Source organism: Vibrio sp. 1F279 (assembly GCF_041439815.1).
Lineage (GTDB): Bacteria > Pseudomonadota > Gammaproteobacteria > Enterobacterales > Vibrionaceae > Vibrio > Vibrio tasmaniensis_A.
Genome location: NZ_JBGOOU010000006.1, coordinates 115228 through 129012, shown reverse-complemented (window position 1 = coordinate 129012; position 13785 = coordinate 115228). Strand labels below are relative to the sequence as shown.

9 protein-coding genes are annotated in these 13785 nt (G+C 44.7%); 8 read left to right on the top strand and 1 reads right to left on the bottom strand.

What is annotated here, in order from left to right:
• Positions 1–28: 28 nt before the first annotated feature.
• The 8 genes from ftsZ to ACED60_RS06845 all read left to right on the top strand — a co-directional run bounded on the left by ftsZ (position 29) and on the right by ACED60_RS06845 (position 12907).
• Positions 29–1258, top strand: a complete 1230-nt coding sequence (gene ftsZ / locus ACED60_RS06880; protein WP_012603216.1) for a cell division protein FtsZ — start codon at positions 29–31, stop codon at positions 1256–1258.
• 96 nt (positions 1259–1354) lie between these two features.
• Positions 1355–2272 carry a UDP-3-O-acyl-N-acetylglucosamine deacetylase gene (gene lpxC / locus ACED60_RS06875; protein WP_135382845.1) on the top strand — a complete coding sequence of 306 codons (918 nt, stop codon included), beginning with the start codon at positions 1355–1357 and terminating at the stop codon, positions 2270–2272.
• Between the two features lie 388 nt (positions 2273–2660).
• Positions 2661–5387 carry a preprotein translocase subunit SecA gene (gene secA, locus ACED60_RS06870; RefSeq protein WP_371727192.1) on the top strand — a complete coding sequence of 909 codons (2727 nt, stop codon included), beginning with the start codon at positions 2661–2663 and terminating at the stop codon, positions 5385–5387.
• Positions 5388–5694: 307 nt separating this feature from the next.
• The gene (mutT, locus tag ACED60_RS06865) at positions 5695–6093 is read left to right on the top strand and encodes an 8-oxo-dGTP diphosphatase MutT (protein ID WP_371727191.1); all 399 of its coding nucleotides are present in this window, start codon (positions 5695–5697) and stop codon (positions 6091–6093) included.
• A gap of 92 nt (positions 6094–6185) precedes the next feature.
• The gene (gene dapB / locus ACED60_RS06860) at positions 6186–7010 is read left to right on the top strand and encodes a 4-hydroxy-tetrahydrodipicolinate reductase (protein WP_371727211.1); all 825 of its coding nucleotides are present in this window, start codon (positions 6186–6188) and stop codon (positions 7008–7010) included.
• 503 nt (positions 7011–7513) lie between these two features.
• The gene (gene carA, locus ACED60_RS06855; RefSeq protein WP_371702220.1) at positions 7514–8686 is read left to right on the top strand and encodes a glutamine-hydrolyzing carbamoyl-phosphate synthase small subunit; all 1173 of its coding nucleotides are present in this window, start codon (positions 7514–7516) and stop codon (positions 8684–8686) included.
• Between the two features lie 16 nt (positions 8687–8702).
• Entirely contained in the window at positions 8703–11933 is a 3231-nt protein-coding gene (gene carB, locus ACED60_RS06850) for a carbamoyl-phosphate synthase large subunit (protein ID WP_009848393.1), read from the top strand.
• Positions 11934–12127: 194 nt separating this feature from the next.
• A complete protein-coding gene (locus ACED60_RS06845; RefSeq protein ID WP_017080245.1) occupies positions 12128–12907 on the top strand; it encodes a TSUP family transporter in 780 nt (259 codons plus the stop codon).
• Here ACED60_RS06845 and ACED60_RS06840 read toward each other — a convergent pair.
• The gene (locus ACED60_RS06840) at positions 12858–13703 is read right to left on the bottom strand and encodes a LysR family transcriptional regulator (protein WP_102453233.1); all 846 of its coding nucleotides are present in this window, start codon (positions 13701–13703) and stop codon (positions 12858–12860) included. The two genes, ACED60_RS06845 and ACED60_RS06840, sit on opposite strands and share 50 nt — an antisense overlap.
• Positions 13704–13785: the final 82 nt, after the last annotated feature.

The window sequence follows — 13785 nt, the reverse complement described above, 5'->3', positions numbered from 1 at the left end:
GAGTTGCAGGAAAAAACGGAGATAACACATGTTTGAACCGATGATGGAAATGTCTGACGATGCAGTAATTAAAGTCGTTGGAGTTGGTGGCGGTGGCGGTAACGCTGTTGAGCACATGGTGCGTGAATCAATCGAAGGTGTAGAATTCATCAGTGTTAACACTGATGCACAAGCACTTCGTAAAACAAGCGTTAGCAGCGTGATCCAAATTGGTGGTGATATCACTAAAGGTTTGGGCGCTGGTGCAAACCCACAAGTAGGCCGTGATGCAGCTCTCGAAGATCGAGAAAGAATTAAAGAAGTTCTAACTGGCGCCGATATGGTATTTATCGCAGCTGGTATGGGCGGTGGTACGGGTACAGGTGCTGCTCCAGTTATTGCTGAAGTTGCGAAAGAGCTGGGTGTGCTAACGGTTGCTGTTGTAACTAAGCCATTTAGCTTCGAAGGCAAAAAGCGTTTAGCGTTTGCTGAGCAAGGTATCGAAGAGCTTTCTAAGCATGTGGATTCTTTAATTACGATTCCAAATGAAAAGCTACTTAAGGTACTTGGCCGCGGCGTCACTCTGCTAGAAGCTTTCGCAAGTGCAAATGATGTACTTAAAAATGCTGTACAAGGTATCGCTGAGCTAATTACTCGCCCAGGTATGATTAACGTCGATTTCGCGGATGTTCGCACCGTAATGTCAGAGATGGGTCATGCAATGATGGGTAGCGGTATCGCAAAAGGCGAAGACCGTGCTGAAGAAGCTGCTGAAACGGCAATTTCTAGCCCACTACTAGAAGACATCGACCTAGCTGGTGCTCGTGGCGTTCTTGTGAACATCACAGCTGGCCTAGATATGCGCTTAGATGAATTCGAAACAGTAGGTAATACAGTTAAGGCATTCGCATCTGATAACGCAACGGTTGTTATTGGTACATCTCTAGACCCTGATATGACGGATGAAATCCGTGTAACTGTTGTAGCAACAGGTATCGGCACAGAGAAAAAACCAGACATTACACTAGTTGCTGGTGGTAAAGCTAAGGTTGCACCAACTCCTCAACCACAGGTAGCGGCTCAAACTGCACCAAAAGTGGAAGATAAAGTGGCACAACCATTGCAAGAAAAAACTGAGGTGAAACCTCAAGTTAAGCCGCAGCCAACAACGTCACCTGTTTCTTCAGGTACAGGCGCTAGCCAAAGTGCAGCACCTAAAGCTGAGAAAGAGAGTGGATACTTAGATATTCCGGCATTCTTACGACGTCAGGCTGATTAACAAATACCCAAAGTTTGACTATCGTCGAATTAATGGTAAAATTCGCGGTCGGTAAATACTGACCGTGATTTGTAGCACTGATAACGAGGCAAGCAGATGATCAGACAACGTACTCTGAAAGAAATTGTGAAAACAACTGGTGTGGGTCTCCACTCTGGTCGTAAAGTCACACTTACTCTTCGCCCGGCAGCTGCAAATACAGGTATTGTTTATCGTCGTACAGATGTAAATCCACCTGTAGATTTCCCAGCTGATCCAGCGTCAGTTCGTGACACTATGTTATGTACTGCTCTTGTTAATGACGAAGGCGTACGTATCTCTACAGTGGAACACCTTAACGCAGCTCTAGCGGGTATGGGTATCGACAACATTATTGTTGAAGTCGATGCACCAGAGATCCCAATTATGGATGGTAGCGCAAGCCCATTCGTATACTTGCTACAACAAGCGGGTGTAGAAACACTGAATGCAGCGAAACGTTTTATTCGAATCAAAAAGCCAATCCGTTTTGAAGATGGCGATAAGTGGGCAGAGTTTGTGCCATTTAACGGCTTCCGTATGGACTTCGAAATCGAATTCAACCATCCAGCAATTGAATCTGATGAACAGCACCTGTTGTTTGATTTTTCTTCACAAGGCTTTGTGAAAGAAATTTCTCGTGCTCGTACCTTCGGCTTCATGCGTGATATTGAATACCTACAATCACAAAACTTGTGTTTGGGTGGTAGCTTTGATTGCGCAATCGTACTAGACGAATACCGAATTCTTAATGAAGAAGGTCTACGTTTCGAAAACGAGTTCGTAACGCATAAAGTGCTAGATGCGATTGGTGACCTTTACATGTGTGGACACGCTATTATCGGTGAGTTCCGAGCATACAAATCAGGTCACGGCCTAAATAATCAACTACTACGCGCAGTACTTGCTGATGCAGAAGCTTGGGAATGGGCAACATTCGAAGAAGAGGCTGGCTCTCCTGTTGCGTTTGCTGAACCAGGAATGGTTCTAGCGTAATTGTTGTTTACGACAATATAAGATTTTGAAAACCAGGTCATTGACCTGGTTTTTTTGTATCTATTTTCCAGATACAGTGTCGTCAGTATTTAAAAGTTGCCTAGTATTTGGCTACAGTCTGGCTAATCCATCAACAATTAGAAAGAAAAGTACCAAGCACATCAAACAAATGGGGTTATAAATGGTCGTTGGTGTGAAAATTACTTACACTAGAGGGCATTAATTTTAACTGAAGCCTTGAAAACTCTACTCTCAAGTACAATATCAAAGATACTAGATTTATCTCAGTATCCTTGGTTAGTAACTAAAGACTAGTTTATAGCTAGTAGAGACTGACGGCATTTAAAATAGATCGCGGACGATCTGAGAACGAAGAGATTCCAAGCACATGATTACTAAGCTGCTGACAAAGGTAATTGGCAGTCGCAATGACAGAACACTGCGCCGCCTTAGAAAAATTGTAAAAGAAATTAATAACTTCGAACCAACGTTTGAAGCTCTTTCAGACGATGAACTAAAAGCAAAAACGGTTGAGTTTCGTGAGCGCTTAGATAAAGGTGAATCGTTAGATCAACTTCTACCTGAAGCATTCGCTACGGTACGTGAAGCGTCGAAGCGTGTTTACGGCATGCGTCATTTTGACGTGCAAATGATTGGTGGCATGGTTCTAAATGCTGGCCAAATTGCAGAGATGCGTACTGGTGAAGGTAAGACACTTACCGCAACCCTACCAGCTTATCTAAACGCGCTACCAAGCAAAGGTGTTCACGTAATAACGGTGAACGATTACCTAGCGAAGCGTGATGCGGAAACAAACCGCCCATTATTTGAATTCCTTGGCATGACTGTTGGCGTGAATGTGGCAAACATGGCTCCGCCAGAGAAAAAAGAAGCGTACCAAGCTGACATCCTATACGGAACAAACAACGAGTTTGGTTTTGATTACCTTCGTGACAACATGGCATTCCGTGCTGAAGACCGAGTTCAACGTGAGCGCTTCTTTGCTGTAGTCGATGAGGTTGACTCAATATTAATTGATGAAGCTCGTACTCCGTTAATTATCTCTGGCCCCGCTGAAGATAGTTCTGACCTTTATACGCGCATTAACACTCTAATTCCTTCTCTAGAGCGTCAAGATAAAGAAGATTCAGAAGAGTACCGTGGTGAAGGTCACTACACCATGGACGAAAAATCAAAACAGGTTCACCTGACTGAAAACGGTCAAGAATTTGTAGAAGAGCTAATGGTCAAAAACGGCTTGATGGAAGAGGGTGACACACTTTACTCTCCAACCAATATCAGCCTATTGCACCATGTGAATGCTGCGCTTCGTGCACACGTATTGTTTGAGAAAAACGTCGACTACATCGTTACTGAAGAAGGCGAAGTGGTTATCGTTGATGAACATACTGGTCGTACTATGCCAGGTCGTCGTTGGTCTGAAGGTTTACACCAAGCTGTTGAAGCTAAAGAAGGTGTGAAGATTCAAAATGAAAACCAAACATTAGCATCGATCACATTCCAGAATTTCTTCCGTCTGTATGAAAAACTGTCAGGTATGACAGGTACTGCTGATACAGAAGCGTTCGAATTCCAGTCTATCTACGGCCTAGAAACGGTGGTTATCCCAACCAACAAGCCTATGGTTCGTAACGATATGCCAGATGTGGTTTATCGTACTGAAGAAGACAAGTTCAATGCGATCATTGAAGACATCAAAGACCGTGTAGCGGCTGGTCAGCCATCACTGGTTGGTACAGTTTCTATCGAGAAATCTGAACTGATGTCTAACGCATTGAAAAAATCAAAAATTAAGCACAACGTTCTAAATGCTAAGTTTCATGAAATGGAAGCTGAGATCGTTGCACAAGCTGGTATGCCTGGTGCGGTAACTATCGCAACTAACATGGCCGGTCGTGGTACCGATATCGTGCTAGGTGGTAGCTGGCAGGCACAACTTGAGAAACTAGATAACCCAACCAAAGAGCAGATCGAGAAGATCAAAGCTGATTGGAGAATCATTCACGATAAAGTACTTGAGTCAGGTGGTCTGCACATCATTGGTACTGAGCGTCATGAATCTCGCCGTATCGATAACCAGCTACGTGGTCGTTCTGGTCGTCAAGGTGATGCGGGTTCTTCTCGTTTCTACCTATCAATGGAAGATTCTCTACTACGTATCTTTACGTCTGATCGCATGGCTGGTCTTATCCAAAGTGGTATGGACGAAGGCGAAGCGATTGAATCTAAGATGTTATCTCGCTCAATTGAAAAAGCTCAACGTAAAGTGGAAGGTCGCAACTTCGACATCCGTAAGCAGCTTCTTGAGTACGATGACGTAGCCAATGACCAACGTAAGGTTGTTTATGAGCTACGTGATGAACTGATGAGCTCAGATGACATCAGTGAGATGATTGAACACAACCGTGAAGATGTACTGGCGTCAGTTATTGATGAATACATCGCTCCTCAGTCTCTTGAAGACATGTGGGATATCGCAGGTCTGCAAGATCGTCTCAAAAATGATTTCGATCTAGACTTTGATATTCAAGGTTGGTTAGACGAAGACGACAAGCTTTATGAAGAAGCATTGCGTGAGCGCATTCTTGGTATGGCAGTAGATTCGTACAAACAGAAAGAAGAAGTGGTTGGTGCTCAAGTACTGCGTAACTTCGAGAAGTCTGTGATGCTACAAACGCTAGACGGTCTTTGGAAAGAGCACTTGGCTGCGATGGATCACCTTCGTCAAGGTATCCACTTACGCGGTTATGCTCAGAAGAACCCGAAACAAGAGTACAAGCGCGAGTCGTTTGAACTGTTTGAAGGCCTCCTAGATGTACTGAAAACAGACGTTGTGACCATCCTTTCTAAAGTTCGTGTTCAGCAACAAGAAGAAGTTGAAAAGATGGAAGCTCAACGTCAAGCTCAAGCTGAACAAGCGGCGCGTCGTGCACAAGCACAACATGCAACGGCTGAAAACCAGCTAGCTGACGATGAAGCGGATGCGGCATCTCCACAAACGGTAGTACGCGATGAGCGTAAAGTGGGTCGTAACGAACCATGTCCATGTGGAAGTGGTAAGAAGTACAAACAGTGTCACGGTAAAATAGACTAAGTCTGGTGAATCGTTGCTGTAACGGATGATTGCAGTGTCGGAGGTACTCACTTACTAACGTAAGCTCCGTGCCTCCTCCTTGCACTCACCACGTCACAGCTTAGCTTCACACAAACTTATTGATCAAAAGAGTCGCTTAGGCGGCTCTTTTTGTATGTGAAAATAATAAGGTTTCGATAGCGTCATCCTCGAGAGTGAGGGACGAGCGAATCGGGGATCTTTCGAATTAACAAAAGAGCAGATTCCCTATCTAATTCGTTCCTCATTGTAGGGAATGACGCTAGGGACATAGAAGGAACACCATCATATGAAAAGAATCCACATTGTAGCGGGCATCATCTTCAATCAAGATAAGTCACAGGTATTTATCACTAAGCGCCCAGACGATAAACACAAAGGCGGTTTTTGGGAATTTCCAGGTGGCAAGGTTGAAGCGGGCGAAACCATCGAACAAGCAATGACTCGTGAGCTTGATGAAGAGATTGGTATTAAGGTGACAGAACAGTCTCTGTTTGAACACCTTGAGTTTGACTATACGGATAAGTCTCTTAAGTTTGATTTTATCTTGGTTACTGATTTTGAAGAGCAGCCTTATGGTAAAGAAGGTCAACAAGGTGAATGGGTCGATCTTGAATCATTGAATCAATACGCCTTCCCCGAAGCAAACGTGCCAATTTTAGAGCGAGTAATAAAAGAGTTTTCGTAATTGCTAGCCTGAGTTTGAGATTGTTGTTAGTTTAAAGAGATTAATCGATTGAACGTTGCTGCAAGAGATAAGTGGCAACGGTAACCAAAACAATGGAGATATTCGCAGTGGTAAGAATTGCAATTGCAGGAGCAGCTGGCCGTATGGGTCGTAACTTGGTGAAAGCCGCTCACCATAATTCAGAAGCAAGCGTTGGTGCTGGTTCAGAACGTCCAGAATCATCTTTGGTCGGTGTTGACGTTGGCGAGTTATGCGGTGAAGGTCGTTTTGATGTGGCTCTAGTTGATGACCTTTCGAAAGCGGTTGAACAGTTTGACGTGGTCGTCGACTTTACCGCACCTGTAAGCACATTAGCGAATATTGAACTTTGTAAGCGTCACGGTAAAAAACTGATCATCGGCACTACGGGTTTCTCTGAAGAAGAAAAGCAGGTTATCGATGCGGCTTCAAAAGAAATGGCTATCGTAATGGCACCGAACTATAGCGTTGGCGTGAACTTGGTTTTTAAGCTGTTAGAGAAGGCCGCTAAAGTGATGGGCGATTACTGTGATGTTGAAATCGTAGAGGCTCACCACCGTCATAAAGTCGATGCGCCGTCAGGTACTGCGATCGGCATGGGTGAAGCGATCGCTGGTGCGATGGGCAATGAGCTAAACGATGTCGCTGTATGGTCACGCGAAGGCATTACGGGCGAGCGTACAAAAGATGAGATTGGTTTTGCGACAATCCGTGCCGGTGACATCATTGGCGAGCATACCGCAATGTTTGCTGATATTGGTGAGCGCGTTGAAATTACCCATAAAGCCACGGATAGAATGACCTTTGCTAATGGCGCAATCAAGGCAGCTGTTTGGCTAAATGATAAGCCAGCAGGCTTTTATACCATGACAGACGTCCTTGGTTTAAACGATCTGTAAATAGATATTTATGCGCTGGCAATTGCCGGCGCTTTCTTTATTTACCCCTTTTTTCTACTTAAACTCCTCTTGGTCACTTTCTTCTTATTCTCCGATTTTCCTGATTAGAACTGTATTTAGTTGTTGTTTATCACCGCTTGACTCTTATTTTTGATTTAAAGCTTTAAATCTACGTGTTTACTCATTGTATTTATCGATTGCGTTTTGTTGGTGATATTTTTGCCACCTAATGGTGGGTGAAAATGACGGGCGAAAATTAAAAAATCGTAATATTCCTATTAATTGAGTATGAAAGTTGAACTTTTGAAGCTTTGATGGGAGAAATTGAATTAGTTATTACAAATGTTTAATTTCTTTTGCGTTAAATGTTGACACGTATCACGCAGATCACTAAAATACCGCCAATTTGTCTAATTTCCATAAACACGCAGTTTTTGGTGTTGCAGGAAGGTAGATTTGCAAATTAAATCAATTTTAATGCATTTTTATTTCTGGAGGTTGTCTTGAAGAAGTCAGCACTACTCGTCCTAGAAGATGGGACAGTATTTCACGGTGAAGCCATTGGCGCTGTAGGTTCTGCAGTTGGTGAAGTCGTTTTTAATACCTCGATGACGGGGTACCAAGAAATCCTCACTGATCCTTCCTATTCTCAACAAATCGTTACCCTTACTTACCCTCACATTGGCAATACCGGAACCAATTCCGAAGACGAAGAATCTTCTTCAATCCACGCTCAAGGCCTTGTGATTCGCGATCTCCCTCTAATCGCTTCTAACTTCCGTAATGAACAATCCCTTTCTGATTACCTTAAGTCGCAAAACGTTGTTGGTATCGCTGATATCGATACTCGTAAGCTGACGCGTATTCTTCGTGAAAAAGGCGCACAGAACGGTTGTATCGTAGCTGGCTCTTCAGTAAATGATGGAAATTTAGACGAAGCTTTGGCTCTAGCTAAAGCAAAAGAATTCCCTGGCCTGAAAGGTATGGACCTTGCGAAAGAAGTTACAACAAAAGAAGCGTATCAATGGAAACAAGGTTCGTGGACGCTTACGGGTGGACTTCCTGAAGCGAAAGCAGACTCTGAATTGCCATACCACGTTGTTGCTTATGACTTCGGTGCAAAACGAAACATCTTACGAATGCTTGTTGACCGCGGCTGCCGCCTAACGGTTGTTCCTGCTGAAACTTCTGCTGAAGAAGTACTTGCTCTGAACCCAGACGGTGTTTTCCTTTCAAATGGCCCTGGTGACCCAGAACCATGTACTTACGCAATTGAAGCAACAAAAGTGTTCCTAGAAAAAGGTTTACCAATCTTTGGTATCTGTCTAGGTCACCAGATTCTTGCTCTTGCGTCAGGCGCTAAGACAGTGAAAATGAAGTTTGGTCACCACGGTGCAAACCACCCGGTTAAAGATTTAGAACGTGATGTTGTGATGATTACTTCACAAAACCACGGCTTTGCTGCTGACGAAGATACGCTTCCAGAGACATTACGAGCGACTCATAAGTCTCTATTTGATGGTTCTCTACAAGGTATCCACCGTACAGACAAACCAGCATTTAGCTTCCAAGGTCACCCAGAAGCAAGTCCAGGTCCAGAAGATGCGGCGCCGCTATTCGACCACTTCATTGAATTAATTAACCAGTCTGTTGCAAACAAACAAGACAAAGCGTAATCCGGAGTAGTAGATAATGCCAAAACGTACTGACATTAAAAGTGTTCTAATTCTAGGTGCTGGTCCGATTGTTATCGGTCAAGCATGTGAGTTTGATTACTCTGGTGCTCAAGCTTGTAAAGCACTTCGCGAAGAAGGTTACCGAGTTATTCTTGTAAACTCGAACCCAGCGACAATCATGACTGACCCAGACATGGCTGATGCGACTTACATCGAACCTATCCAATGGGAAGTGGTTCGTAACATCATCGCTAAAGAGAAGCCTGATGCAGTTCTACCGACAATGGGCGGCCAAACTGCACTTAACTGTGCGTTAGATTTAGAAAAATACGGCGTACTTGAAGAGTTCGGCGTAGAGATGATTGGCGCAACTGCTGACGCTATCGATAAAGCTGAAGACCGCTCTCGCTTTGATAAAGCAATGAAAGCTATTGGTCTTGAGTGTCCAACGGCTGATACAGCGAAAACGATGGAAGAAGCTTACAAAGTTCAAGAAATGGTTGGTTTCCCTTGTATCATTCGTCCATCGTTTACGATGGGTGGTACAGGCGGTGGTATCGCTTATAACAAAGAAGAATTTGAAGAAATTTGTCGTCGTGGTCTGGATCTTTCTCCAACCAACGAACTTCTAATCGATGAGTCACTTATCGGTTGGAAAGAGTATGAGATGGAAGTGGTTCGCGACAAGAACGACAACTGCATCATCGTATGTGCGATTGAAAACTTTGACCCAATGGGTATTCACACTGGTGACTCGATCACTGTGGCTCCTGCTCAAACGCTAACAGACAAAGAATACCAACTAATGCGTAACGCTTCTCTAGCGGTACTGCGTGAGATTGGTGTTGAAACGGGTGGCTCAAACGTACAGTTTGGTATTAACCCGAAAGATGGCCGTATGGTTATCATCGAGATGAACCCACGTGTATCTCGTTCTTCTGCACTTGCTTCTAAAGCAACAGGTTTCCCAATCGCTAAGATTGCAGCGAAACTGGCTGTTGGCTTTACGCTAGACGAGCTAATGAATGACATCACTGGTGGCGCAACACCAGCATCATTCGAACCAACAATCGATTACGTGGTAACTAAGATTCCTCGTTTTAACTTCGAGAAGTTTGCAGGTGCTAACGACCGTCTAACGACTCAAATGAAGTCGGTTGGTGAAGTTATGGCTATCGGCCGTAACCAACAAGAATCTCTACAGAAAGCACTTCGCGGTCTAGAAGTTGGCGCAACTGGTTTTGACGAAATGGTCGACCTAGATGCACCTGACGCTCTAACGACGATTCGCCATGAGCTTAAAGAAGCTGGTTCTGACCGTATTTGGTACATCGCAGATGCTTTCCGTGCTGGTATGTCAGTTGATGGTGTATTCAACCTAACGCAAATTGACCGTTGGTTCCTAGTTCAAATCGAAGACATCGTAAAACTAGAGCAAGAACTTAAAGCGAAAGGTTTTGCTGGTCTGAATAAAGACGAGCTAATGAAGCTTAAGCGTAAAGGTTTTGCTGATGCTCGCCTGTCTAAGATTCTAGGTGTGGCTGAAAGTGAAATTCGTCGTCTACGTGACCAATACGATATTCACCCAGTCTACAAGCGCGTAGATACGTGTGCGGCTGAGTTCTCTTCTGATACGGCTTACATGTACTCATCTTACGATGACGAATGTGAATCGAACCCAACAGACAAAGAGAAAATCATGATCTTAGGCGGCGGTCCAAACCGTATCGGCCAAGGTATTGAATTCGATTACTGTTGTGTACATGCATCTCTAGCACTACGTGAAGATGGCTACGAAACAATCATGGTTAACTGTAACCCTGAGACAGTTTCGACAGACTATGATACGTCTGACCGTCTGTACTTTGAACCAGTAACTCTGGAAGACGTACTAGCAATCGTTCGTGTTGAGAAGCCAAAAGGCGTTATCGTTCAGTACGGTGGTCAAACACCACTGAAACTGGCTCGTGAGCTTGAAGCTGCTGGCGTACCAATCATTGGTACTAGCCCAGACGCAATCGACCGTGCAGAAGACCGTGAGCGTTTCCAAGTTGCTGTTGACCGTCTTGGTCTTCTACAACCAGAAAACGCGACAGTAACAACAATGGAGCAAGCGGTAGAGAAATCTCGCGAAATCGGTTTCCCATTGGTTGTTCGTCCTTCTTATGTTCTTGGTGGTCGAGCGATGGAAATCGTATACGACGAGCAAGACTTACGCCGCTACTTCAACGAAGCAGTTAGCGTTTCAAACGAATCTCCAGTTCTACTTGATAGCTTCCTAGACGATGCTGTTGAAGTGGACGTTGATGCGATTTGTGACGGTGAGCGCGTTGTTATTGCGGGTATCATGGAGCATATCGAGCAAGCGGGTGTTCACTCAGGTGACTCAGCATGTTCTCTTCCGGCTTACACGTTAAGCCAAGAAATCCAAGACGTAATGCGTGAGCAAGTTGAAAAGCTAGCGTTCGAGTTGGGTGTTCGTGGTCTAATGAATACGCAGTTTGCTGTTAAGAACAACCAAGTGTACCTAATCGAGGTTAACCCTCGTGCAGCACGTACAGTGCCGTTCGTATCGAAAGCAACAGGCGCAGCAGTCGCTAAGATTGCAGCTCGTGTGATGGCTGGTCAATCGTTAGAGTCTCAAGGCTTTACGAAAGAAATTATCCCACCTTACTACTCAGTGAAAGAGGTTGTTCTTCCGTTCAACAAATTCCCTGGTGTTGATCCACTGTTAGGCCCAGAAATGCGCTCTACTGGTGAAGTTATGGGTGTTGGCGCAACGTTTGCTGAAGCATACTCTAAAGCTGAATTGGGTTGTGGTCACATCTACCCTGAAGGCGGTCGTGCATTGCTTTCTGTTCGCGAAGGCGACAAAGAGCGTGTTGTTGACCTAGCATCTAAGCTATCTAAGCTTGGTTACCAGCTAGACGCAACTCACGGTACAGCTGTTATCCTTGGCGAAGCGGGCATTAACCCACGTCTAGTAAACAAGGTACACGAAGGTCGCCCTCACATTCTTGACCGTATCAAGAACAACGAGTACACGTACATCGTGAACACTGCGGCTGGCCGTCAAGCGATTGAAGATTCTAAAGTTCTTCGTCGTGGCGCATTGGCTGAGAAAGTGAACTACACGACTACGCTAAACGCAGCATTCGCGACTTGTATGGCGCACACTGCAGACGCAAAAACGTCAGTAACTTCAGTTCAAGAGCTACACGCACAAGTTAAAGCTTCTCTAGCTTAATAGACTAACGCGTATCGCTGCTAAGCGGATATAAATGCTCAAAGCCCACTCTTCGGAGTGGGCTTTTTTATGTCTGTTATCTGGTGTCGGTTAAATGATGAAAATTTGGAATAGGTTACAATCTTGTGTTTCGTTGTTGATTGTTTGCTCACGGTGGTAAGTTGTCGCTACACGAGAATTTAAGGCGTTGGTATATGGAAATCACTCTAGAAATATTGGCTATCTTGTTTGTAGTTGCAACGGCGGCAGGCTTTATTGATGCAATGGCTGGCGGCGGTGGATTATTGACTCTACCAGCATTGCTAGCGGCAGGAGTTCCACCAACGCAGGCACTGGCCACCAATAAACTTCAAAGTTCTTTTGGCAGCTTCTCCGCCAGTTGGTATTTCGTACGCAACGGTATCGTGAACATAAAAGAGATGCGTCTTGCCATTCTCTGTACCTTTATCGGTTCTGCGATTGGTGCTGAGTTAGTGCAGCATATTGATGCGAGCTTATTGACGAGCATGATCCCCTTACTGCTTATCGCCATCTCTCTCTATTTCCTATTAGCACCACAAACCAGAGCGTCTGAAGGTAAGCAAAAGATGTCTGAAGCCGTGTTTGCTTTGTGCATTGGTGGCGGTGTTGGTTTCTACGATGGCTTCTTTGGCCCAGGAACGGGTTCTATTTTCACCGTCTGTTTTGTCGCTATCGGCCATTTCTCTTTAGTGGATGCAACGGCACGTACTAAGGTTCTTAATTTCACTTCGAATATCGCAGCTTTAATCTTCTTTATTTTGGCTGGTTTACCCATTTGGGAATTAGGCTTAGTGATGGCGGTTGGTGGCTTTATGGGCGCTCAGCTTGGCGCTAAAGTAGTGGTGACAAAAGGGCAGAAATGGATTCGCCCCCTTGTGATCGTGATGTCGATGTTAATGGCGTCTAAACTGCTTTGGGAACAGCATCAACAATGGATTCTATCAGTATTTTAACTCGCGGAGATTGATAGCTGTTCGGCCTTACACAGATATGAATAGGTCGAATTAACCCCTCTAATTCAGCGAAGCTAAATAGGTATTGAGGCTCAATATTGAGTGTCTTTACGATAGAGAGCGGGATCAAAGCCGGCCCCGTTCCTCCCAACGCTAGCTGGGCTGCTGCGGTGTAGGCATCCATCTCCATCAAGGGTTTGATGCCGAACTTTTCAAGCACAGATAACTGATACGAGTTTGCTGGATTGGTCATATCGTTAGTGATGACCATTGGAGGAAGCTCCGTTAACGGCGACTTACTTACTATGTAAAACGGCTCATCAAACAGGTGGAATGTCATCAACCCATGATGCGGCGGCAGTAAGCCAGCACACAACCCCAAGGTCGCCTTACCAGACTGCACTCGCTCGATAATTCTTGGGGTATGGTTAGTGGTAATGGTGATGTATTTATCTTGCTGGATAAATTGGCCCATCATCTCACCTAGATAACCTGCGATCAGCGACTTAGAGCTATCTAAGGTGATGAGAGTGGTATCTTCCAACTCTTGCTGCTCATAAATAAGCCCTCTAAGTTCATTGAATGCAGGGCCGATACTCTCGATTAATGCAATCGCATCCGGCGTCAGTTTGATCTGTCGACCACTCGGTTCTATGAGTTTCTTGCCTAACTTCTTCTCTAAATTAGCAATCCGTTTGCTGACCGCTGATTGGCTGATATAAAGCAAACTGCCGGTGCGGCTCATGGTTTTTGCTTTACTTAAAACCAATAGAGTTTCGATTCCTTCGAGTAGCATTGGGTTATATTCATGAAAGTTGGGAATGATTAAACCAAGTTACCTCAAACGCCATTCATTCTCTAGTCTGAGCTCATAGATA

Coding starts and splice junctions, on each gene's coding strand:
- ftsZ (WP_012603216.1), top strand. CDS start 29: ATGTTTGAACCGATGATGGAAATGTCTGACGATGCAGTAATTAAAGTC.
- lpxC (WP_135382845.1), top strand. CDS start 1,355: ATGATCAGACAACGTACTCTGAAAGAAATTGTGAAAACAACTGGTGTG.
- secA (WP_371727192.1), top strand. CDS start 2,661: ATGATTACTAAGCTGCTGACAAAGGTAATTGGCAGTCGCAATGACAGA.
- mutT (WP_371727191.1), top strand. CDS start 5,695: ATGAAAAGAATCCACATTGTAGCGGGCATCATCTTCAATCAAGATAAG.
- dapB (WP_371727211.1), top strand. CDS start 6,186: ATGGAGATATTCGCAGTGGTAAGAATTGCAATTGCAGGAGCAGCTGGC.
- carB (WP_009848393.1), top strand. CDS start 8,703: ATGCCAAAACGTACTGACATTAAAAGTGTTCTAATTCTAGGTGCTGGT.
- ACED60_RS06845 (WP_017080245.1), top strand. CDS start 12,128: ATGGAAATCACTCTAGAAATATTGGCTATCTTGTTTGTAGTTGCAACG.
- ACED60_RS06840 (WP_102453233.1), bottom strand. CDS start 13,703: ATGCTACTCGAAGGAATCGAAACTCTATTGGTTTTAAGTAAAGCAAAA.